This window comes from Legionella geestiana (genome assembly GCF_004571195.1).
Classification (GTDB): Bacteria; Pseudomonadota; Gammaproteobacteria; order Legionellales; family Legionellaceae; genus Legionella_B; species Legionella_B geestiana.
Genome location: NZ_CP038271.1, coordinates 145,290 through 168,384 on the forward strand (window position 1 = coordinate 145,290; position 23,095 = coordinate 168,384).

Below are 23,095 nucleotides of genomic sequence, written 5' to 3' on the forward strand. Positions count from 1 at the left end.
CATTTTGTGATGGCGGATGTGTTAAGGATTTTTGCAAGGGTTTCAGTATGAAAATAAGCATTAAAGGGTTAAACCGGTCACGGGTGCTGGTTGCTTTATATGATAGAGCCATCAATACAGCTCCATCCGCTTCACATCAAAAATCCTTAATCAGTGAAAGGATAGCGCGTGCAGACTCCCTTTTAAGCCAACAGGCTTGCAGCAGTGGTTCCGATGTTTTTCTGTCATTAATAGACCTTGGAGACGGTTCCAGAACCCTGTGTGTCACGTTCTCTGAGAATGCAGTTAATGTTAATGACAGCGCTTACAACACACTCTACGGCAAGCGAGCGGCCGAAGATGCCATCACACAGCTTTACAGCGAATTACCTGAAGGTATAGACCTGTCTTTGCAAACCATTGAACATTATGAGGCTCTGTATTCAGCCCAATTTGGATATGCATGGAAAACACCTCGAAGAAGTATACCTCCTTTCAACACTGAGGTGTTTGAAAAATTTCTAATCAAGACATGCTTTAACACGGAGGCAGTTACTCCCGTGATTGTGCAGTACTCCGGCTGTATTCAAGCCATCGCCAAAATTTATGCCAGTCATGGGTTTGATGCCTCAAAGATGTTGACCCGGCATCTGGTACAGCTTGTCAAATCTACCGGTGTATCGTCTACTGATGCGACTACAAGTCTTTGTTTTCATTATTGCCTTGATTATATTGCGAAAGCTGATAAACAAGATTCTAAAGGCGTGTTTTCATGGGCACCCAGTGTGTCGGTTAAGGCAATACCTTCCGCGGGAACTCAATTAGCCCCCTTTTTATCAGCTGCTTTTTATGCGAGAAACTACTACGCGTTTGACGCAATAAACAGTGATTTATTTTCCTGGTGGATTGAGCATAATCCCATTCACATTATCGATATCCTTAAAGCGATTCTAATACTACCCAAAAGCCAGAGCAGTACACCGATAAATGATTTTTTCAGCAGGCTGTCTGTGGCGCTCGTGCCAGATGATTTTTATGACAGGATGGCAGTGCTATTCATCAACCACCTGATTAATGCCTCATTTACACCTGAAGAATTTATTACAGTGTATATGGCCGTGGATGAACAATTCCAAAACAAAATACTATCAACACTCCTGATAGACCAAAAGCAGGCACTCATTATTCTCAAAAAATTGTTTGATGCTCAAAAGGCTGATAATTTTTCAACCTTATTTCCGAGGCGGATAATAGCCCAGTTAAAAATATTAAGCCCTGCCACGCATCAATATGCAGAAAATGAACAATGGTGTGTCGCTGAAGATGCGTGTGACAGTCTGGAAAGCGATTTAACATGCCTGGAGCACATTTTAGATAATCAAACACTAACCCATGATGAACGGCAACGGGATATTTACGCCCTCAATCACCTGCAAGCCGCGTTGGAGTGTCCCGATAGCGCGGAGTGTGTTCTGCAGATGTTTGAAAAGATTCCACTCAAACACTGGGGTGAATTGTTTATTCTTTTTGGTGTAACAATCGTGTATTCGAGATTCCCGGCGACCAGAAGTTCAACCTCAAGTGTTTCTGACACACGAGTCAGTCTTTCATCCGCAATAAATCCCTGGCTTTCTCATCCTGATAAATGGGAGACTGTTCTTTACGGCTGTCTCGAGGCCGTACTTCATGATTTGACCACTCAAAAGGGACGCTCGGGTGCGGCATTAGGCGAGTTGGACCGGGCTTTTTTTATCAGCGAAAAACATGTTCCGGGGCTTTCTGAAAACGTGCTAAAACGCTTTTTTCTGGAAAAGGCTCCAGCCAGTATTAAAGTTTTTATGGCCATTAATGACTTATTGAGATGGACATCTTTTCCACTCGCGTATTTTTCACAAGATACGCTTTATATGAAACTGGCCTCCTTCTTACCGGAAGATACGCGATTAAGAGCTCAGTTGCTTGCTGATTTGTTTCGCTATCAGAGAGGGTTTGCGAAGAGTCTCGAATATCCTTTTGTCAGAAACAACGAGGAATTATGCCTGACCGCCATCACGTTAATGCAAAACTATGAGGGGCCTCTCTTAAACCTGTTTCAAATGATCCCTTCACATCGTTTGAAAGTTATCTTTAGTGAATTGCATCGACAGAGTCCCGAAGAATTTTTGATGCTCTTAAGAAGCGTACTGACAGGTCTCAATGCATCCCCGATATTGGGCACTGATTACGTCAGACTGGTTCTCATGCTGCTGTCTGGTACGGAAAAAAGTGACATCGATGTTTTCAACATGATTGATACGACTCCTGATAAAGAAAAATTAGTATCACAGTTTCTTGAGCCGCAGTCTCTGTACGATATTGAATGCTATAACGATGCCTATAAGTGGATTTTTGGCATCATACATCACTATGCACCGGAGCGATTACAAAGCATTGCCGCTCAGCTTATTCTGCACCATATCCATCAAGACAATTTTGGTTTAAATCTTGAGATTGATAATGCTCTACAGGCGATTCTAAGCGTCACAGACAACACCTTTGTGTGGCCAGAGCTTGAAAAGCCATTTTTTACCGATTACGTAGCGAATCGGTTAAAGACCGCGATTAAGAAATATACGCCATCTGATTCAATAAAGGCGCTTGCCTATTTCCTGCCAAATGCCGACAGACTATTGGTAAGTGCGCTTTTGCACACTAAAGCAACGCCTGATAACGTTTCACACAAAAACACGCGGTATCTGGATGATTTGGTGAGAATCTATGGATTTGCTCATCTGTTGGCACTATGCCGCGAACTTGATTTAACACAGTGCTGCACGTATCTCGAAATGAAATTCAGCGCGTGCCCCGAACTTTTAGAGGTAACGGATACTATTGTTACGGCGTGCGCTGATGTTATAGAAGCATACACCCCTCCAATTAACGAAGCGAAGACACGGATTTTCTTTAAGAACCTGCATGCAGCCATTAGCGAGACCGCAAAAAATTGCAGAGAAAAACCATTTAATATTGATGTCTCACAAATAGCTATGACATCTGGTCTTCCTGAAGCAATACTGTCATTGCTGCCTGATTATCGGACTAAAATCCCCGGGCAACAAAGTGCGGCATTACTCTTAACAAACAGCTGGGAAAAAAGCGGTTTTACGCGGGCGGCGGCTTCATCGAGTGTCAACACTTCAATCGCCTCTTCAAGCGTATTCGCCCCTGAACTGATTAGGACCATCATCAGGGGCCTTTTTTAAGTGTACGCCTGAGAAGCTGGGTGTAGAGCGGGCCGTTTTTCGCAAGTTGCATGATGGTGGTAGAGGTCAGGCAGACAATCAGCAGCGGAAAAATCAACGCATAATTCCAGGTCATCTCAACAACCAGCACAATGCCCGTAATGGGTGCGCGCACGCAGGCTGAAAATAACGCGGCCATCCCACATACGGCAAAAATACCTGGATGCATGACGATTCCCGGAAAAAGCCAGCCAAAGACAAGGGAGGCCATGACACCAAGCAGTGTTCCCAATGCAAGGAGTGGCGCAAAGACCCCTCCGGGAACGCCTGTGCCGTAAGAAAGCAGTGTCATGGCAAAACGTACGGCAAAGAGCATAAGCAGCACCTGAAGCGATAATGTAACGCCAAGTGTTTCTTCAATTAATGTATACCCGCCGCCAACGGCATCCGGTACCAAGGGTGCAAGCAGCCCGGCAATCAGCCCAACTGTGGCTGCAAAGACAAGGCGCCCGCGTTTACCAAGGCAATCCATACGCTGTAATAGCCCCATGAGCCCATGATTAAAACCAAGCGCGACAAAACCTGCAAGTATGCCAAATAGAAAAAAAAGCCCAAGAGCTGGAAAATCGTTCTGTGCAAACACCGGCATACTGATGGCAGGACCACTTCCCAGCAGGAAATTATTGGTAAGCGTTGCCGCCACACAGGTGATAGCGACCATTTTGAAATGCGTAAACGAATAATCAAATTGATTGCGCATTTCTTCGATAACAAAAAGAATGCCGGCAAGCGGCGCGTTAAATGCCGTGGCAAGCCCCGCGGCGGCACCTGCTGCCACAAAGCCATCGCGCCTGAGCGGCGACAGCCGCCATGCGTCACTGATGAACGCACCCAGCGCGCCTCCCATCTGAATAGTGGGTCCTTCACGCCCAAGAACAAGACGCGCGCTGATGGCTAAGACACCTCCCACAAACTTAACCGGAAGCACTCGCATCCAGCGCAACGGACGAAGGTGCAGCAGACTGCCCTCGATTTCCTGAACCCCACTGCCGGCCGCTTCAGGAGCAAAATGCGACACCAGCAGGAAAGCGCCGACTGTCAGTAGCATCGACAGGAAGGCTGAAACAGGTAAAACCGCAATACCATGCGCTTTGAGGACCTGAAACAGGGCATCAATCAGATGAATACTGGCAGCAATCGCGGCCTCGAACCCGGAGCCGGCAAGCCCCGTCAGTACGCCAAGGAGGATGGACATCCCATAGACTGAGAGGAGTTTTTCACGCATGCCGCATGTCCTTCATCGTGAAAAGATTTCCCATAATCCGAAGACCCGCAGCCCCCTTCAGCGAAAGAATGGTTTCAGGATGAAACTGCAGTGCATGCACTGGAAGCGTTCGATGCGATACCCCCATGACAATTCCGTCCTCCGTTTCTGCGGTCACTTCAAGAACCTCTGGAACGCTTGTGGCGTGAAGTGAATGGTAACGACCTGCGGTAAAGTGCGACCCCAGCCCATCAAAAAGCCCTGGATTTTTAAGGACGCGAATGGTTGAAGCCTTTCCATGAACCGGGTAATCAAGCACCCCAAGACATCCACCGAAATACTCAACAATACCCTGTAATCCAAGACACACGCCAAAAAGAGCGGCGTTCTTCTCGAGTGCCATGGCAATGGTTTTTTCGAGCTTAAAATCAGACGGGCGGCCAGGGCCTGGCGAGAGCACAACCCAGTCAAAGGTTTCACGCGTGAGCCAGGTGTGTGCGAACTGATGCCGAACGGTCTGCACATCTGCACCAGTCTGTCGCAGGTAGTTGGCGAGTGTATGCACGAAAGAGTCTTCATGATCAACAAGCAACACACGTTTTCCACATCCGTTTTGGGGCATCGAATACCCCGATGCTCGAACCGGCAGCGCATCCGATTGTAGCATCTCCAGAAACGCGGAAGCCTTAAGACGAGTTTCCTGTTCTTCAGCAACGGGGTCAGAATCAAAAAGCAGGGTTGCGCCGGTGCGTACTTCGGCCCTTCCGGCTTCCACTCGTACCGTTCGTAAAACAAGGCCGGTATTCAGGTTGCCGTTTACACCAAACCAGCCGACCGCACCGGCGTACCAGCGTCTAGGCGACTTTTCGTAATCCTCGATAAACTGCATGGCCCATAGCTTGGGCGCCCCGGTTACTGTCACTACCCACATATGGCTTAAGAAGGCGTCCACTGCGTCAAACTCTTTACGAAGCGTTCCTTCAACGTGATCAACCGTATGAATCACCCGCGAATACATTTCAATCTGGCGCCGGCCAATGACCCGCACACTGCCAGGCTCACACACACGTGACTTATCGTTGCGGTCTACATCCGTACACATGGTGAGTTCAGAGGCTTCCTTTGGGGAAGCAAGGAGCGTTTCGATATTGTGCGCATCCTCAATTGCATCGCTTCCGCGGCGAATGGTACCGGAAATTGGACAAGTCTCTACCCTTTTGCCCGTCACTCGCACATACATTTCAGGCGAAGCACCTACCAGATACTCGCCCTCTCCAAGGTTTAAGAAAAACCCATAGGGAGAAGGATTTTGACGGCGCATACGGGTAAAAAGCGCACTTGGCGCGTCTTTACAGGCTGCATAAAAAGTCTGACTGGGAACCACTTCAAAAAGGTCGCCACGGGCAAAACGCGTTTTCGCCTCAGCGACAACTCCTGCATATTCTCCCGGCGCATGATCACCCTTTTGTTCAGGGGCGTTCCCCCCCATCCAGGGCGTAAAATCACCATCACGCGCGAGACCCTGCGTGGATTTGCCGAGGTGTCGAAATTCATAGCGCCGAACAGAGGCTACTTCGCGACGGTGGTCAACCGCGATAATTTCATCAGGAAAATACAGCACCATGTCGCGTGCATGCGCCTCTCGCGGCTTTTTCTTTTTAATCTGTTCAAACTGGAAAACAAGATCGTAACCAAAAGCCCCGTAAAACCCGAGGCAGGCATCTTCTTCCGTAAAAAGGTGAGCAAGCAACGCTCTCAGTACTTCAAATACTGAAGGCTGACGGCTGCGCGCTTCTTCAGAGAACTCGCCTGAGCCTTGAACAACATCCCACAGAGATACGGTGCTGGTCTCTGAATGTCTGTGCAAAAAAACACAGCTTTCAAGTACCGGTGTCAGTATGGCAAGAAGCACCTCACCACGTTGATTGAGGGCTTCAAAACGCAGGCTCTTTTCCTGGCAGACCATGCTGAGTGGCGGATTGCAAAAACCGATGTCCCACGACGTATAGCGCCCCGGGAACTCAAAACCAGAGGCAAAAACGCCTCCACGCAGACCATCGAGGCGTGAAACCAGCGGTTCAATGGCACCCTCATACACTATCGGGGTTTCTTCACACTCTATCTGTATTCCGCCGCGTGTAGCAAACTGGTGCAGCATGTGATGTTCCCCTTAAACAACCGCCTCTTTAACGCGAGCCTCCTTCCCGTCAGCCGCGCGGTGATATTCCGGAACCAGCTGCTGCAGCAGCGACAGCATCGCTTCCACATTATGGGTGTTGGCAGCGCTGTCTATCTGTTGCAGTGTGTCCTGTAATTCGTCCCAGCGTATTTCTCGAAACTGCCCCATAAAAAGCTTCTCATGAGCGGTAGGCTGCAGTTTTTCTGAAGGATGAAATAATTCCTCAAAGAGTTTTTCACCGGGACGCAGACCAGTGTATTCAATCTGAATATCGCGCCCGGGCTCTTTGCCGGCAAGCCGGATAATCTGTTCGGCAAGGTAGCTTATCTTGACGGGCTCTCCCATATCAAGTACAAAAATCTCTCCCCCATTACCATTCACCATGGCCTGAAGAATCAACTGGCATGCTTCAGGAATCGTCATGAAATAACGCGCCATATCAGGATGCGTTACGGTCAACGGCCCGCCCTGCCGCAGCTGCTTTTTAAAGAGTGGTACCACACTGCCGGCTGACCCCAGTACATTACCAAAACGAACCGTTACAAAGCGGGTTTTGACGCGGGCATTAAGGTTCTGGCAAAAAATCTCCGCCACCCGTTTGGTCGTCCCCATGACATTGGTAGGATTAACAGCCTTGTCCGTTGAAATAAGAACAAACTTTTCCACATCAGCCTGCACACTGGCCTCGGCCACTATGCGGGTTCCGGTGATATTGTTTTTAATTGCCACCGGCACTTGATGCTCAAGCAACGGTACATGCTTGTAGGCCGCCGCATGAAAGACAGTCTGCGGTCGATAGTCCTGAAAAATCTCATTTATGAGGTTTTTATCGGTTACACTCGCAAGGACTGGAATAATGCGTGCCGCCGGAAAGCGTCCTCTGAGTTCCATTTCAATGCGGTAAAGATTGTATTCGGCATGATCGAGCACCACAATCTCAGCTGGATTCAGCGCGAGTACCTGCCGGCAAAGCTCCGAACCGATGGAACCACCGCCTCCGGTAACCAGTATGCGCTTTCCAGAAACGGCTTCTCCAATGCGATCCCACTCGAGCGAGACCTCATCGCGCCCGAGCAAATCTTCGATGTTAACATTGCGAAGCGAATTAATTTCAACACGCCCCGAGGCAATCGCACGAAGGCCTGGAAGGGTTCGAAACGGCACCCGGCTCGCTTCACAAAGTGCGACAACGCGCCGCATCGCAACCGAACCTGCCGCAGGCATTGCAATAAAAATCAGCGTGATATTGAGCTCTTGAACCAGGCGTGGCAGGTCTTTGATGCTGCCTAAAACCCGCACTCCGTGTACTTCGAGCCCTTTTTTACGCGGGTTATCATCCACAATGCCGACTGCGACGTAGCGCGCGGTTCGCTTCAGTTCACGCACGAGCCCCTCTCCGGCGTGTCCGGCACCAATCACTATGACCCGCTCGGCATCAGCTGCCTTTTTGCGCACGGCACTCAGCTGGTCGCGGTGATAGCGTGCAATGAGGCGCGCGCCTCCAAGCGTTAGAATCAGCACCATGGAATAAAGCAGCAGAATGGAGCGCGGCAGGCCTTCAAGAAAGGAACAGAGATAAAGGAGCGGCACTGCCAGCAGGGGTGCCGCAAGCGCTGCTTTAAGGATACGCGATAAATCACTCAGCGAGCAAAAGTGCCATACGCCCCGATACACACGAAAATGGTAAAAGCACGCCATCTGAAGCACAAACAGCACGCCCAGTGACTTCATCCAGTGCGCGGTAAAATGTACAGGAATGTGCCAGCCCCCAAAACGCAGGCCATAAGCCACGAACCAGGCAAAGGGAATCGCCAACGCGTCAAACGCCAGAACCGGCAATTTTTTCCGAATCTTCAGCAGCAGTTTATGCATCCCTTCTCGCTCCATGACTTTCAAAGAAAAGCATTTTACCTCATTTTTACTGTTTCAGCACGGTCAGGTTTTACGGGCATTCGCTGGTATATCCGATACTGGTAACTGGAGTTATGACTCATCAATGTTTTAAAAACGCGCACCTCTTTCCACGCCTTTGTTTGCGAAAGCCTGCCCGCAAGGCACCTGTCTACGGCGAGCGTAAGCGTTTTACCATTCATAATCAGTTCGGTCACGATAACCATATCAGGGTTAGTGGCGAGTATATCCTTACAAAATGTTTCTGCACGCACCTTTAAAGGCATGCGCGCCATGACGCGGTTGTTTAAACAAAAAGAATCGATAAAAACCGCGTCAATTTCTGCAGGAATCTGACCACTGTCACCCATGACTATCCGTGTTTGCGGCGTGCTGTGAGCGCGAATCCATTGAAGGGTTTTAATGCGAAGCTGTTCATGCTGTAAAGGATTTTGAATATAATGCCGATATTCTGCTGGTGTGAGCGATGGTATCCAGAGCACGCCAGTTAAAATACCGACTGCCAGCAGAACGGCGTTTGGCGCCCGCTGGCTCAAAAAACGACGAGTAAACGCTTCAAGACCCAATAGCGGGAGAGGTAGAAAGAGCGCGAAGGCGGGTAGAAAAAGCCGGTTATCAAACGCTACGATGTCCTCGGCATGCAGAAGTGCCATAAGGTAGAAAACACCAGGCGCCAGAAGGAGAATAAATCGTCGGTCAAAGGACTTAAAAAGTATCGGTAGCGTGGGCAGCAGCCATATCCCAATGAGGCGTAGATATCGGTGTGCCAGTACATAGTGACTCTCGGAAATGCCCTTACAGTAAACAGGATTTGGGAAAAAACCGTTAAAATACTGCCAGCGCCACAGGAACCAGCTCCCCCACACAAGCGTCAGTGTGAGCGTAAACATAAGGATGCCGCGCCTTCCCTCAGAGGTACTTACAAGCGACTTGTCTGATAAAAACCACAGACCAAAAAGCAGCATGAATGCCGGTGTTTCCGGGCGCGTCATGCCACCTGCAGCAAGCATCAAGGCACAAACCATAAAAGCCGCAGGATTTATTGCATCGCGCGCTTTAGCAAAAGCGTTAAAACCAGCCGCACGAAAGGCAAAGACCGTGGCCCAGACTAACAGCGCCTGATAGACAGCGGTTTCAAGCCCTCCTACCGCCCAGAGCATCTCACCACGGTACAGTAACAGCCAGAAAACTGGTATCAGGGAGGGAATGCGCTGAAACCAAAAGCGCGTCAGCGTAAAAACGCCGGCAAGCGTTGCCAGTAGCCCAAGGGTACCGGCTACTTTGAGCCAAAGGAGCGGGTTTTGCCCAAGCCACAGAGCCCCCGCCCCAAGGAGCATGAAGCTGAAAGATGAAAATCCCTCCAGTGGTGATTCTCCATGGTTCCATACGATGCCGAGGCCTGCCACCAGATGTTTTGCATAACGCAGCGGAATCCATGCATCATCGACAACAAACGGCCATACCGCCTGAAGCTGGAATGCAGTCAGTAACCCAAGCATTCCGACAAGTGCGTAAAATACAATTTTTTCACGCATGTTCAACCCCCAACCGCAATTAAGGTAAGGGCAATAAAAAACAGGGCATTCAGGCAGGATGCGCGGTCGTGTAAAAAAACGAGCATCGGGTCATCTGTCAGGGGATGTTGGTGAAGAATCGTAATAAACCGATATAGACCGAAGGCTGCCGGCAAAAGTGGCAGATAAAAAACAACAGCCCCCGTATGCACTCTCAGGGTATATGCAACAAAAGACAGATAACTCATCAATCCCGTTATCAGTACCGCGCGGTCGAGTCCTTTTTGTGTATACGAGGCGAGAACGGAACGCGCAGCGGTGTCCTTGTAGAGCACTTTTTCCAGCAGACGTTTTGAGAGCGCGATACAAAGGCTTAAAAGCGTTGTAGTAATGAGCAGCCAGCGCGAAACCGGCAATCCGATACCGATACTTCCCGCAAGCACACGCAGCATAAAACCGCAGGCAATACAGACAACATCAAGCACTGGTACCTGCCGCAGACCGTTGTTGTACATCGCACTGAGTCCAAGATAGGCCAGCAGCAGGTAAAAAAGCGTCGATGAAACGGCAACTGCGGCAACCAGTCCTGCAAAGAGTGTGAAAAGCACGAGGCAGACAGCATGACGCACAGTCACAAGGCCTAATGCGAGCGGGCGACTTTTTTTTCGGGGATGCAGACAGTCATCCTTAAGGTCACGCACATCGTTCATAATATAAACCGCGCTCGAAACCAGTGCGAACGCGACACAGGCGCCGACTGCAGGCAGCAATAAATCGCGTGGCATACCGGCATAGACCATCCCTGGCAATACAAACACCGATTTAATCCACTGTTGTGGACGCATGAGTGCCAAAATGGCACCCCATTTTTTACTTGCCAATTTCCTTATCCCAAACATGCAGTTAGCCCTCAGGATCTGCTGTTATTAAATTTGACTACAGCCTCCAGTTGGCACCCTGCTTGCATTTTGACATTGATTCCGTATTATGGAAGTGATGTCCACTACTTGCAGTAGCATGTTGCCGGTGGCATTGCCCCATTGTCAACAGCCCTTGTGGGTTTCGGATTGTTTAACGTGAACCAGGGAATAGAGGTGAACCATGGGCGACAGTTACCGATTACCAGAAGATTTTGCTTTAAAACTCCTGCGTCTTAAAAAAGATTACCTCGACACTACTAAAGTCGATCTTGATACGGCCCCGCAGCCTTATGCTATCAGCACCATATTCGGTGCGAAGGATGTTAAGACGCGCTGGGAGCAATGTTTGATGTTTGAGCAGTGGATTTATGGGCTTAATTTGCATCTGCCCGTGCCTGAGAGCATACAGCACCCAGGTCAATCCACGCCAAAACCAGAGCCTGAAACACTTGATGAAGCCACCTGGAATACCCATTGTCGTGTACTGATTGCCTTTTACCTGTACATTGTCAGTAAAATTGGGCAGTACCTGCTTTCATCGCCTGCGATGGATATCCTGATTAAAGCGGCAATGAACATTAATCCTGCAAACCCTCTGGATGACGCGACACGTGCTGCCTGTCTTCGTACGGCAAGCCTTTATCTTTCAAACGGCGCGGCACTTCTTGCCATTAACAAAAATCTTCATGCACTTCGGGTTAAAAAAGTGCTTGATGATGGTACGGAAGTAACCCATCAGGTTCCAGCGATGAGGGAGGAAACATTTCTGAAACTGCAGCAATATGTCCAGGATGAGTGCAGAGCACTGGATGAGTCCTTCAGTGCAAGGAATTACCCCATAACAAACCTGATGATACCGGCACTCTCCATGCCCCTAAAAATTGCCGGTGGTTCGGCGGGCGTTCTGCTGGGTCACATTGCAGCAAACTCCACCAAGGCCATGTCCCTGCACTCCACAATGGCCGCAGGAATCACCTCAATTGCACTGGTTGCCGTGCCTTCGGCCGGCAAAGGACTGATGCTCGTGGCAGCGCCCTACGCCACAATAACAGCAGGCGCCATGTTTGGCATTACCGGGTACCAGGGCTGTTCAAAGATTGGGGAAATCGCCGGCAAGGGCATGGGCTTTGTGATTGGCCTGCCCTGTGATACCGGGGTTAAAATGGTAAGGCATTTATTTCATATGGCGCAGCTGGAATACTACTACCGCCAGCACGGCAAAAAACCGGTTCCCGGTTATTCTTTGCTGGATGGCAGTTTCGTTGCAGCCGATTACTTCAAGCCCATGCCAGACAGCGCAGCACCGGACATTCTCTCCGCTTCCGTGTCGTCATCTTCATCCTTGCCTTTACCCGCATTAGAAGGGTTTGAGTCGGCAGTGGAGATTGATGAAACCAGTCAATCTCTGCGTTTTCATATTGCCGGAGAAACAACGCTCGTGCCCTATGATGCCATTATGTCATTAGACAGCGAGCAAGCCCTGCCCTACCTTGCTGAACTGAGAGAGGTTCTCGCTGAGAAACCCCTCTATTGCGGTGAAGAAAGCCTGTTTGAAAGTCGAGAATCCTCTGCTGAAAGCTCAAGCTCCACTGATGCATGCAGGATGTAGGCAATCAGGGTGTGTCATCAATTACACTGGATTATTGGAATCAATAAACTGGTGTTCTAACGCAAATTGTGCTGCGAGGTGCTCCCCAAGCGCCTCAATGCCAAAGCGCTCCGTGGCGTGATGACCGGCGGCAAAATATCCAATACCAAGCTCATGAGCTTCGTACCACGTACGCTCTGAAATTTCCCCACTGATATAGGCATCAGCACCAAGGGCATGCGCGAGACTCAGAAAATCTTGAGCGGCACCCGTACAAAGTGCTACACGGCTAAAAGCGGCGTCAGATAACCCGGCAAACAGAGGTTCGCGCTCTAAAACGCGTGCTAATTCAGACGAAAGCGCTTTTTCTGTCATCGGGCGCGTGAGTGTTCCCATCCATAACAGATTATCCGTATTTCCAGCACGATGGCAGGTGATGTCACGCAACTGAAGCCGTTTTGCCAGTTGCGCGTTATTTCCAAGTTCCAAATGGCAGTCAAGCGGCAGATGGTAGGCAAACAACGATAAACCGGCGCTAAACAATGCACGAATACGTGCACCTTTAAGTCCTGTCAGCCTCAAGTCTTCGCCGCGCCAGAAATAGCCGTGATGCACGATAAGTGCATCTGCACCCGCTTCTGTGGCGCGCGCTATAACTTCTCGGTTTGCCGTAACTGCTGTACAGATTCTCGAAATGTTCTCCCGCCCCTCAACCTGAAGCCCGTTTGGCGCGTAATCTGAAAAGCTGCTGCACGCCAGCAATTCATCAAGGTAGCGGGAGAGTGCGTCACGCTGTATCACGATCCTTTCACCCGGCGAATGGTTGCGCCAAGGCCCGAGAGCTTTTCTTCAATGCGCTCATACCCGCGGTCAACGTGATACACGCGCTCGACAGTGGTTTCGCTCTGAGCGGCAAGTCCTGCGAGGATAAGGCTTGCTGAAGCGCGTAAATCTGTCGCCATCACTGGCGCTCCGGTCAGATGGTCAACGCCGCTAATGACTGCAATATTGCCATTCACCTGAATCTGGGCACCCATGCGCTGTAATTCCGGCGCGTGCATGAAGCGATTTTCAAAAATGGTTTCATGTACGGATGCAACACCTTCAGCAATTGTATTCATCGCCATGAACTGAGCCTGCATGTCTGTTGGAAATGCCGGGTAAGGTGCTGTCGCTATATCAACCGCTTTTGGCCGTTTGCCGTGCATGTTGAGTGAAACCCAGTTATCACCGCGTACAATCTCAGCCCCTGCATCCTCAAACTTGCAAAGAAATGCGGTGAGCGTTTCCGGGCGCACATCACGCACACAGACACGTCCACGGGTAATGGCGCCCGCGGCAAGGTAGGTTCCCGCTTCAATCCTGTCTGCCATTACGGCATATTCACCGCCACTTAGAAATTCGACACCTTCAACCGTAATGGTACTACTGCCGGCACCACTGATTTTTGCACCAAGCGTTATCAGGAAATTCGCAAGATCAACCACTTCCGGTTCACGGGCGGCATTTTTAATAACGGTTTTACCCTCTGCAAGCACGGCTGCCATCAGTATATTTTCAGTACCGGTTACCGTGACCGTGTCAAACATGACCGTTCGCCCAGTCAGGCGCCCATTGGGACAGCGCGCACGGATATAGCCGTTTTCAACAGTAATGTCTGCCCCCATCGCTTTTAACGCCTTGAGGTGCAGATTCACGGGACGTGAACCAATGGCGCATCCGCCGGGCAGCGATACATCCGCTTCACCAAAACGTGCGAGCAGAGGACCAAGTACTACAATGCTGGCGCGCATGGTTTTTACAAGCTCATAGGGTGCCACACAGGTAGAAAGGGTTGTCGCATTAATCTGTACGCGCCCTTCCTCATCCATCTCCGCCTGCGCTCCCATCTGGCGCAGCAGATTAATCATGGTTTTAACGTCCTGCAGTTTTGGCACCCGGGTGATAAGGGTATTGTCGGAGGCGAGCAGGGTTGCCGCAAGAATTGGCAGCGCTGCATTTTTGGCACCTGAGATTGTCACATCTCCATCAAGCGGTTTCCCACCGCGGATAACGAGCTTATCCATGTTCCTTCTCCCATTCGTCACGCGTCAGAGTGCGCATGCTGAGTGCGTGCACACTGCCATTTGCAATGTAATCGTGAAGCTTTGCATACACCCACTGCTGCCGTGCAACACGGCTTTTGCCCACAAAAACGTCTGACACTACAACGAGCTGATAATGGTAGCCATCCCCCTGCATTTTTACAAAAATCACATCACCACTGTCACGAAGCCGCTGCTCCAGTTCCTCATTACTAATCATTACTGTTCCTGCACATTTCCACGTAAAAGAGATTCCACACCGCAAAACCGTGATAACAAAGCAATCTGCTCCGGGATGGCAAGAAATTGCAGGGTTTTGCCGTTCTTGCGGCAAATTCGGTGCGCTTCGATTAAAAGCGCAAGCCCTGCCGTATCGCACCATGATACCGATGCAAGCGAAAGCCTGATATCCGCAGAAACCTGTTGTTCTACCCAGCGGGAGAGGCGCTCACGCTCCTCACCGGCATTGCCATAGGCAAGCTGCTCTGGCAGTACGTAATCTTTGCTCGCCATTTTCAGGCCGCCTTTTTAGTTCGCTGCATCGCATTGATGAGCGATTGCATGCTTTCATTGCGCAGAACTTCTGCAAACTGGGAACGGAAGCTTTGCAGGAGGCTGACTCCTTCCACGCTCAAATCATAGATTTTCCAGTCTCCACCTTTTTGCACCAGGCTGTAATTCAGAGGGATGCGCTGTCCGTTTGGGCGCTCAATAACGCTGTTTACGCGCAGAAAATGTCCCTCAGGCATCGTGCGAAGCGGCGCGAATTTTATGGTCTCACCAGAGTACTCAGCCAGCGGGCTTGAGTAGGTGCGAATCACAAGCTGGGTAAATGCTTTAGAAAAGGCGGCGCGTTCTGCAGGCGTTGCGCGGTTCCATGCCGTGCGCCCCAATACCGAGCGCGACATCCCGGCTACATCCACATGCGGCAGAAGATGGCGTTCAACGGTGCGGGAGATAACCGCCGGGTTGGTCTTGAGGCTTGCCTGATGCTGTTTAAGGTCGCTAAGAATGCCATTGGCAGAGGTTTCGAGCATCAAAACCGGTGAAGACTGGGCCCATAGTGCGCCGCAAAACATCAGCATCGGAATAAGAAGAAAGGGCTTTAAAAGTTTCATGGTTCACCTATTTTTTGATGTTAAACAGCAGCTGCCCAATCAGATTTTCAAGGATTATGGCTTCCTGGGTTTTAGCGATAACATCGCCCTCACGCAGAAACGGGTGTGAGCCACTGTCATCGTCAAAACCTGGTACAATACTGACATAATTAGACCCAAGAAGCCCTTCCGTCAAAATGCGCGCAGACGCGTCTTCGCGCGGAATTGGCTTGTCTGACAGAAGGCGAAGCGTTACCCTGGCATTCAGCTCGCCAGGCTGGAGCTCAATGCGCGACACTTCTCCGACCCTCACACCTGCAACGGTCACCGGGGCACGCACTTTCAATCCGCCAATGTCGCTGAAGTCGGCGCTGACCTCGTAGGTTTTACCCGCATTCAGCGCAGAAATACCGCTGACTTTCATCACGAGCACCATCAGGGCAAGCAGCCCAAGCACCATAAAAAGGCCAACGCTGACATCCACGTACCGTTGTCTGTTTTTCATCACCAACCCCCAATCATCATTGCCGTCAACAGAAAATCAAGCCCAAGAACTGCCAGTGAGGCATACACTACCGTTCGGGTTGTCGCCTGACTGATGCCTTCCGCGGTTGGCGTACAGTCCATTCCCTGAAACACGGCTATCCATACCACGACAAACGCAAACACCATGCTTTTTACAATGCCACTCCAGATATCCAGGCGAAAATTAACTGCACTCTGCATATTGGACCAGAAACTGCCTCCATCAACACCCAGCCAGTGAACGCCGATGCAGTACCCGCCGTAAATGGCCACCGCTGAAAAAATCAACGAGAGTACGGGAAGAGAAATAAGGCCTGCCAGAAAGCGCGGATACACGACGCGCCCGAGGGGGTCAACGCCCATCATGTCCATGCTCGCGAGCTGTTCGGTCGCTTTCATGAGGCCAATTTCTGCCGTCAAGGCGGAACCGGCTCTGCCGGCAAACAGCAGGGCGCTGATAACAGGCCCGAGTTCCCGTGTTACGCTCAGCGCCAGAAGCTGACCCAACTGGCTTGCCGCACCAAACTTTTGCAGCGTGTGGTATCCCTGCAAACCCACCACCATACCGATAAAAAGCCCCGAAACTACAATAATTACACACGAGAGCATGCCGACAAAGTGCAGCTGCATGCGCACTTCCGGCCAGAGCCTTTGCATATTGGGTTTACGCGCAAACACCCCTGGCAGAAAAAAGGCCGAACGCCCGAGCGTCTGCAGCGTATTCATGCCTGAGTGTCCAAGTTTTTCCAGCCAGTCAATCATCAAGCAGCTCCTCCAGATAGGGACGTGCGGGGTAATGAAACGGTACCACGCCATCTGCTTCGCCGTGCATGAACTGGTGTACGCGCGGGTCTTCAGACTGTTTTAATTCAAGCGGCGTGCCATGTCCGATGATGCGCCCGCCTGCAACGAGGTAAACATAATCGGCAATTGAGCAGGTTTCTTCCACATCGTGTGAGACTATCATGGTGGTGGTGTGCAGCAGTTCATTTAAACGCCGAATAAGTCGCACCAGTACCCCCATGGAAATTGGGTCCTGCCCGGTAAAGGGCTCATCATACATCATCAGCAACGGATCAAGTGCTATGGCGCGCGCGAAGGCTACCCGGCGTGCCATGCCGCCGGACAGTTCGGCGGGCATCAGGTGTGATGCGCCACGCAGACCAACCGCCTCCAGCTTCATAAGAACGATATCACGCAGCATGTTGTTATTAAGCGCAGTATGCTCTCTTAATGGAAATGCAACGTTATCAAAGACACTCAAGTGCGTAAACAGTGCACTTGACTGAAACAAAAGCCCCATTTCACGACGCGCCTCATACAGGCGGGCTCGGGGAAGCTTTTGCAGGTTACGCCCGTTTACAAAAATTTCACCGGCATCAGGCACGAGCTGTGCGCCAACAAGGCGCAGAAGCGTTGTTTTACCACTGCCGCTCGGGCCCATGATGGCGGTAATTTTTCCACGGGGTACGCAAAGGTCAATCCCGTCAAAAATGACACGGTTACCGCGCCTGAAGCTAAGACCGTATATTTCAACCAGGTTGTCTTGCATGTTGTTTACCATGTTCGTTACCGTGGAGTACTCTTCGCAAAAGCGCATTATACCGATAACCTGCAATTTTACGAGGTTTTACCACCGTTCGGTCTGTGGTAGAATTCGTGTACGCATGAATCGTACCAGGATATCCATGAACTTTTGCACGCTCGGTCTCGCTGTCATTGAAACCGAAGCCCGCGCTGTTTTCGAACTGGGGCAGCGCATTGACGCAAGCTTTGAAAACGCCTGCAAAATTCTTCTTTCCTGCACCGGGCGCATTGTTGTTACCGGCATGGGCAAGTCCGGCCATATCGCGAATAAACTGGCTTCCACGCTTGCCAGCACCGGCAGTCCCGCTTTTTACATGCATCCAGGTGAAGCGCTGCACGGCGATTTTGGAATGATAACACGTGACGACGTGGTTATCGCTATTTCTCACTCCGGCACCACCTCTGAACTTTTGACCTTCGTGCCACTTTTAAAGCGCCTTGGAGTGCCACTCATCACTCTCACCGGCAATAAGGAATCCGCCCTTGCATGTGCGGCTACAGTCAACCTCGATGTCAGCATTGAACGCGAAGCCTGCCCGCTTGGTCTTGCACCCACTACCAGTACAACTGTTGCCCTCGTCATGGGCGATGCACTTGCCATTGCGCTGCTGCAGGCGCGTGGGTTCAGTGCAGACGATTTTGCGCGCTCTCATCCAGGTGGTGCGCTTGGACGACGACTTTTACTGCGTATTGATGACATCTGGCACACCGCAGATGCACTGCCTGTGCTTGGCGAACAGGTTCTGGTTGCTGACGCTCTTGTAGAAGTCAGTGCTAAAAAGCTCGGCATGACCTGTGTCACTGATGCCACCGGCAGGCTGTGTGGTGTTTACACCGATGGCGATATCCGCCGCACCCTGACACGCCAGTGCGACATTCACACGACCCCCCTTCGGGAAGTCATGACCCGTGACTGCCAGACTGCATATGCGGGAATGCTTGCCGCTGAAGCGCTCGCGCGCATGCAGGAACATAATATCTCATCGCTCGTTGTTATTGACGCGAACCACCATCCCATCGCCGTTGTTCATCTGCACGATTTACTCCGTGCCAACGTCATTTAGGAGAAAGCCATGTCTCACGCCCTTCTGGAAAAAGCTCAAAAAATCTGCTGCTTGGTTTCAGACGTGGATGGCGTATTGACCGATGGGCTGCTCTATATTGACAATCAAAACAATGAACTTAAAAGTTTTCATGTACACGATGGAATGGGCTTAAAGCTCCTGATGGCTGCAGGCATTGAAGTTGCCATTATCACCACCTCACGTAATGCCGTTATCGACCACCGCATGCGCCAGCTTGGCGTGCGCCATTATTTTACCGGCCAGGTGGACAAGCGCGCTGCTTTTGACAGCCTGCAAAAGACCCTGGACCTTCCTGACGAAGCGTTTGCCTATGTTGGTGATGACCTCCCTGACCTCCCCCTCATTCAGCGCGTGGGGCTTGGTGTGGCGGTTGCAAATGCTCAACCGCGAGTTCGTGAATTTGCCGACTGGCAGACATCCAGTCCCGGTGGTCGCGGTGCTGTTCGTGAAGTGTGCGATCTTATCCTTGAGGCCCAGAGCAAAACGCTGGAAGCGCTTGAAAGGTACCTCTCATCATGAACAATACCCGCCAGGCCGCATGGGCCTTTCTTTTGTTACTGGCTCTTGCCTTTAGTGGCTGGTACCTTGCCAGCCAGAAACCTCCCGCCCGCCTCGATGAAGAAGGGCTTGCCAAAACCGTTGACACGATTGTCACGGGACTGAATGTGTTTCAGTACGGAGAAACGGGCAGACTAGAGCGTACACTCTACACGCCAAGGCTTGAGCACACCCCCGAAAACGGCACGCACCGCTTTGAAAATCCACGCGTCTATGCCCTTCAGGAAGACGGTGCTCCGGTTGAAATCACCGCAAAACGGGGAATATCCTACCGTGAAGGACTTGAGGTAACGTTCATCGATGACGTACTCATGCGCCAGATGGCCACGGTCAAGGCCGCTGAAAGCACGCTTGAAACCCAGAGCATCACCTGGTTTCCCAAAAGTTCGCTGGCCATTACCGATAAAGCGGTAAAATTTAGACAGTCAGGCAATGAGGTGCACTCGGTGGGCATGAAGGCGCACCTTGAAGAGCGGCGCGTGGAGCTGCTGCACACGGCAAGAGGATTCTATGCACCCCCTGAAAATCATGCATAACCGGTTACGTCTTACCCTGCTGGCAGCCTTGTGTCTGTCAGCACCATTCGCACTCGCGCTGCCTGAAGACCGCCAGATGCCGGCTCAGCTTGCCGCTGATTCCGCTGATCTCAGTCAGCAGAACCACCGTGGGGAATACAACGGGAAAGTGGAGTTTGATCAGGGCAGCACTCACCTGCGCGCGGCCAAAGCTGTCACTGAGGGTAACCTTAAAAACGAACTGATTATGGCAGTCGCCATGGGAGACGATGGCGAGCAGGCGCATTTCTGGACAGAAACCGCCAAAGACAAACCACTCCTTCATGCGTGGGCCGACACCATCCGCTACCTTCCGCTTGAACACCGCATTGAACTTATCGGTAATGCGCGCATTACCCAGGGTGAGAATACCTTCAGCGCGCCTGTTATCACCTATGACACTGAAAAACAGCACGTGACATCACGCTCAGAGGGCAAGGGACGCACCACCATTTTGATTCACCCGGAGAAAAAGGCATGAAGGGACTGGTTGCCACACAGCTTGAGAAATCCTTTAAAACTCGAAAAGTAGTCAAGGGAGTCAGCGTCAACGTTCAGCGCGGAGAATGCGTAGGCCTCCTCGGACCCAATGGCGCCGGGAAAACCACCTGTTTTTACATGATTGTAGGCCTTATTGCCCCGGATGAGGGTCAGATATTTCTGGATGAGGAAAACATTACGCATCTGCCGATGCATCTTCGCGCACGCAAGGGCATTGGCTACCTGCCACAGGAAGCATCGGTTTTTCGAAAACTGAGCGTTGAAGACAACTTGATGGCGATTCTTGAGCTTCGCGCCGATTTAGACCGCGCCGGACGCGAAGAACGCCAGGAAATGCTGCTTGAAGAATTTCATATCGGGCACATTCGTAAAAGCCTTGGAATGAGCCTCTCAGGGGGTGAGCGGCGGCGCGTGGAAATTGCCCGCGCGCTCGCCATGGAGCCTGCGTTTATTCTGCTTGACGAACCCTTTGCAGGCGTTGACCCTATTTCTGTTACAGACATTAAACGCATTATTTCTCACCTTTGTAAAAAAGGGATTGGCATACTTATTACTGACCACAACGTACGTGAAACGCTCGACATCTGCGAGCGCGGCTATATCGTCAGCGAAGGCAGACTGCTTTGTGAAGGCACGCCCGCCGCCATTCTCGAAAATCCTGATGTGCGTGCGGTCTATCTTGGTGAGGAGTTTTCACTCTGAATGATGAACACCCTACCCGTTTTTGAATCCCTGATGGCAGGGAAAGACTTAAGCGATGAAGACATGCGCGCCATGCTCTTTGCCTGCATGCAGGGCACGCTCTCTGATGCGGAAGTGGCGGCTTTTCTGGCACTTTTGCGCATGAAGGGTGAGAGCGTGTCCGAACTCGTATCAGCGGCGAGAGTACTTGAAGAACTGGCTCATCATGTCAGCCTTGGCGAGCGGCTTGTAGATATTGTCGGCACGGGTGGTGATGGTAAAAACACCTTTAACATTTCAACCGTGAGCAGCTTTGTTGCGGCCGCGGCTGGCGTTTCTGTCGCCAAGCACGGCAACCGGGCGGTATCCGGTAAAAGCGGGAGTGCTGACTTGCTGACGCTTGCGGGCTTTAACCTGCAGCCGGATGAAGGCACACTTAAGGCCAGTATGAGAGCCTGTAACATCGCCCTGCTCTTTGCGCCGCATTATCATGAAACCCTGCTACGGGTTCGCCCCGTTCGTAAGGCGCTTGGGTTCAGAACGTTTTTCAACCTTCTGGGGCCGCTTATTAATCCTGCGCGCGCACGCCTGCAGGTGGTGGGGGTCTGCAGCCCATTGCTTCAGGAATCCATTGCCAGAGTGCTGGCCGAACTTGGCCGTGAACGTGTGCTGGTCGTCTGCTCTGAGGATGGTCTTGATGAAATCAGCCCCTGTGCGCCTACGCGTGTGGTGGAATATGCCAACAAGCGTTTTAGCCACTGGACGCTCTATCCTGAAGCGTTCGACTGTCGACACCCCTCTCTTGAACCCATTATCGTAAACAGTCCCGCCGAGAGTCTCGCGCTTGCAAACGCCGTACTCGAGGGCTGCCCCGGCCCCGCGCGTGCGGCAGTCATTCTTAATGCCGCAGCCGCCATCTATTGTGCGACCCCAAACCTTGACCTGAAAGACGCCATCGAAAAGGCCAAAACCGCTATAGATTCCGGTGCGGCGCTCGCATGCTTTAACATGGCGTCCACACTCTCACACACTGGAAGTCCTTCTTAATGAGTATTCTTGACCGCATTGCCGCACACAAACGTCTCGAAGTTGAAGCTCTCAAAAAGCAACTGAGTGAAGCCCAACTGTTGCAAAAACCGAGGAGTACAGTGCGTGATTTTGCCGGCGCGCTGCTCGCGGCTCGCCCTGCGGCCATCATTGCAGAAATCAAGCGGGCTTCCCCCGTGAAAGGGCTTCTTTGTGCTGACTTTGATGTTTCAAGAATTGCAAAAATCTATGCAGAGCATCATGCCGCCTGCCTTTCTGTGTTGACTGACAGCCATTTTTTTCAAGGTGCACCTGACTATCTTCAGATAGCAAAAGAGGCCTGCCCGCTGCCGGTGCTTCGAAAAGACTTTATCATTGATGCATGGCAAATTGCTGAAAGTTACGCTTTAGGTGCAGACTGCATTTTGCTGATAGCATCACTCCTCGATGATACTGAGCTTCGCGACTTTTGCGAAATGGCACAGGCGTTAAAGCTGCATGTTCTTGTTGAAAGTCACACCGCCGAAGAATTTGAACGCGCACTGCGGCTGCCAACTCCCCTGATGGGAGTCAACAACCGCAGCCTGCATGATTTTGATATATCGCTGACACGGTCAATCGAATGCGCCAAACGCCTGCCTGATGGGAAAATTTTGGTGGCTGAAAGCGGCATTCATACCCGAGAGGATGTTGAATTACTGCAATCGCATCAGGTGCAGGCGTTTCTCATTGGCGAGAGCCTGATGCGGGCTGAAGACCCGGGCCTGCTGCTTGAGACGTTAGCCGGCAAACAATAGCCCCCTCTTTCACCCGCTGGTGTT

22 protein-coding genes are annotated in these 23,095 nt (G+C 51.2%); 9 read left to right on the top strand and 13 right to left on the bottom strand.

The genetic code is table 11. The annotated features are described in order from the left end of the window. Positions 1–47 precede the first annotated feature (47 nt). Complete coding sequence (locus tag E4T54_RS00685) at positions 48–3,221, top strand: hypothetical protein (RefSeq protein WP_028386550.1); 3,174 nt, start codon at positions 48–50, stop codon at positions 3,219–3,221. Here E4T54_RS00685 and clcA read toward each other — a convergent pair. Genes clcA through E4T54_RS00710 form a run of 5 tightly spaced genes read right to left on the bottom strand, consistent with a single transcriptional unit; the run spans position 3,205 to position 10,949 of the window. Continuing rightward, a complete protein-coding gene (gene clcA / locus E4T54_RS00690) occupies positions 3,205–4,485 on the bottom strand; it encodes a H(+)/Cl(-) exchange transporter ClcA (RefSeq protein ID WP_028386551.1) in 1,281 nt (426 codons plus the stop codon). The two genes, E4T54_RS00685 and clcA, sit on opposite strands and share 17 nt — an antisense overlap. Beyond that, on the bottom strand, positions 4,478–6,622 hold the full coding sequence (locus E4T54_RS00695; protein WP_028386552.1) for an anthranilate synthase component I: 2,145 nt from the start codon (positions 6,620–6,622) through the stop codon (positions 4,478–4,480). The genes clcA and E4T54_RS00695 overlap by 8 nt, the downstream gene beginning before the upstream one ends. A 12-nt stretch (positions 6,623–6,634) precedes the next feature. Continuing rightward, positions 6,635–8,515 carry a polysaccharide biosynthesis protein gene (locus tag E4T54_RS00700; protein WP_051550925.1) on the bottom strand — a complete coding sequence of 627 codons (1,881 nt, stop codon included), beginning with the start codon at positions 8,513–8,515 and terminating at the stop codon, positions 6,635–6,637. A 35-nt stretch (positions 8,516–8,550) separates the two neighbouring features. Further along, positions 8,551–10,089: a hypothetical protein gene (locus tag E4T54_RS00705; protein WP_051550926.1), complete on the bottom strand. Its 1,539-nt coding sequence runs from the start codon at positions 10,087–10,089 to the stop codon at positions 8,551–8,553. Between the two features lie 2 nt (positions 10,090–10,091). After that, positions 10,092–10,949 carry a UbiA family prenyltransferase gene (locus tag E4T54_RS00710; RefSeq protein ID WP_028386553.1) on the bottom strand — a complete coding sequence of 286 codons (858 nt, stop codon included), beginning with the start codon at positions 10,947–10,949 and terminating at the stop codon, positions 10,092–10,094. A gap of 220 nt (positions 10,950–11,169) precedes the next feature. On the opposite strand from E4T54_RS00710, the gene E4T54_RS00715 reads away from it, so the two are divergent. Beyond that, positions 11,170–12,597: a hypothetical protein gene (locus tag E4T54_RS00715; protein ID WP_028386554.1), complete on the top strand. Its 1,428-nt coding sequence runs from the start codon at positions 11,170–11,172 to the stop codon at positions 12,595–12,597. A 21-nt stretch (positions 12,598–12,618) separates the two neighbouring features. On the opposite strand, the gene E4T54_RS00720 is transcribed toward E4T54_RS00715, so the two are convergent. From E4T54_RS00720 to E4T54_RS00755, 8 genes are read right to left on the bottom strand one after another with little or no spacing between them, the layout of a single operon-like run. Next, the gene (locus tag E4T54_RS00720) at positions 12,619–13,377 is read right to left on the bottom strand and encodes a Nif3-like dinuclear metal center hexameric protein (RefSeq protein WP_028386555.1); all 759 of its coding nucleotides are present in this window, start codon (positions 13,375–13,377) and stop codon (positions 12,619–12,621) included. Continuing rightward, positions 13,374–14,642, bottom strand: coding sequence for a UDP-N-acetylglucosamine 1-carboxyvinyltransferase (murA, locus tag E4T54_RS00725; RefSeq protein ID WP_028386556.1), 1,269 nt, complete (start codon positions 14,640–14,642; stop codon positions 13,374–13,376). The genes E4T54_RS00720 and murA overlap by 4 nt, the downstream gene beginning before the upstream one ends. Continuing rightward, the gene (locus tag E4T54_RS00730; protein WP_028386557.1) at positions 14,635–14,880 is read right to left on the bottom strand and encodes a BolA family protein; all 246 of its coding nucleotides are present in this window, start codon (positions 14,878–14,880) and stop codon (positions 14,635–14,637) included. The genes murA and E4T54_RS00730 overlap by 8 nt, the downstream gene beginning before the upstream one ends. Beyond that, positions 14,880–15,173 carry an STAS domain-containing protein gene (locus E4T54_RS00735; RefSeq protein ID WP_051550928.1) on the bottom strand — a complete coding sequence of 98 codons (294 nt, stop codon included), beginning with the start codon at positions 15,171–15,173 and terminating at the stop codon, positions 14,880–14,882. The genes E4T54_RS00730 and E4T54_RS00735 overlap by 1 nt, the downstream gene beginning before the upstream one ends. Before the next feature lie 2 nt (positions 15,174–15,175). Further along, positions 15,176–15,778 carry an MlaC/ttg2D family ABC transporter substrate-binding protein gene (locus tag E4T54_RS00740; RefSeq protein ID WP_028386558.1) on the bottom strand — a complete coding sequence of 201 codons (603 nt, stop codon included), beginning with the start codon at positions 15,776–15,778 and terminating at the stop codon, positions 15,176–15,178. Positions 15,779–15,785: 7 nt separating this feature from the next. Beyond that, positions 15,786–16,262, bottom strand: a complete 477-nt coding sequence (gene mlaD, locus E4T54_RS00745; protein ID WP_035902359.1) for an outer membrane lipid asymmetry maintenance protein MlaD — start codon at positions 16,260–16,262, stop codon at positions 15,786–15,788. Next, the gene (gene mlaE / locus E4T54_RS00750; RefSeq protein WP_028386560.1) at positions 16,262–17,044 is read right to left on the bottom strand and encodes a lipid asymmetry maintenance ABC transporter permease subunit MlaE; all 783 of its coding nucleotides are present in this window, start codon (positions 17,042–17,044) and stop codon (positions 16,262–16,264) included. The genes mlaD and mlaE overlap by 1 nt, the downstream gene beginning before the upstream one ends. Further along, positions 17,037–17,834, bottom strand: coding sequence for an ATP-binding cassette domain-containing protein (locus E4T54_RS00755; RefSeq protein WP_028386561.1), 798 nt, complete (start codon positions 17,832–17,834; stop codon positions 17,037–17,039). Before E4T54_RS00755 ends, mlaE begins: the two co-directional genes overlap by 8 nt. Before the next feature lie 136 nt (positions 17,835–17,970). Between E4T54_RS00755 and E4T54_RS00760 the strand changes: the two genes are divergently transcribed. Genes E4T54_RS00760 through trpC form a run of 7 tightly spaced genes read left to right on the top strand, consistent with a single transcriptional unit; the run spans position 17,971 to position 23,071 of the window. Beyond that, entirely contained in the window at positions 17,971–18,933 is a 963-nt protein-coding gene (locus E4T54_RS00760; RefSeq protein ID WP_028386562.1) for a KpsF/GutQ family sugar-phosphate isomerase, read from the top strand. Between the two features lie 9 nt (positions 18,934–18,942). Beyond that, positions 18,943–19,473: a KdsC family phosphatase gene (locus tag E4T54_RS00765; protein WP_028386563.1), complete on the top strand. Its 531-nt coding sequence runs from the start codon at positions 18,943–18,945 to the stop codon at positions 19,471–19,473. After that, a complete protein-coding gene (gene lptC / locus E4T54_RS00770) occupies positions 19,470–20,048 on the top strand; it encodes an LPS export ABC transporter periplasmic protein LptC (protein WP_028386564.1) in 579 nt (192 codons plus the stop codon). The genes E4T54_RS00765 and lptC overlap by 4 nt, the downstream gene beginning before the upstream one ends. Next, positions 20,041–20,547, top strand: coding sequence for a lipopolysaccharide transport periplasmic protein LptA (gene lptA, locus E4T54_RS00775; RefSeq protein ID WP_244924872.1), 507 nt, complete (start codon positions 20,041–20,043; stop codon positions 20,545–20,547). The genes lptC and lptA overlap by 8 nt, the downstream gene beginning before the upstream one ends. Then, on the top strand, positions 20,544–21,269 hold the full coding sequence (lptB, locus tag E4T54_RS00780; protein ID WP_028386566.1) for an LPS export ABC transporter ATP-binding protein: 726 nt from the start codon (positions 20,544–20,546) through the stop codon (positions 21,267–21,269). The genes lptA and lptB overlap by 4 nt, the downstream gene beginning before the upstream one ends. 3 nt (positions 21,270–21,272) lie before the next feature. Beyond that, positions 21,273–22,295: an anthranilate phosphoribosyltransferase gene (trpD, locus tag E4T54_RS00785; RefSeq protein WP_028386567.1), complete on the top strand. Its 1,023-nt coding sequence runs from the start codon at positions 21,273–21,275 to the stop codon at positions 22,293–22,295. Next, entirely contained in the window at positions 22,295–23,071 is a 777-nt protein-coding gene (gene trpC / locus E4T54_RS00790; RefSeq protein WP_028386568.1) for an indole-3-glycerol phosphate synthase TrpC, read from the top strand. The genes trpD and trpC overlap by 1 nt, the downstream gene beginning before the upstream one ends. Positions 23,072–23,095 lie beyond the last annotated feature (24 nt).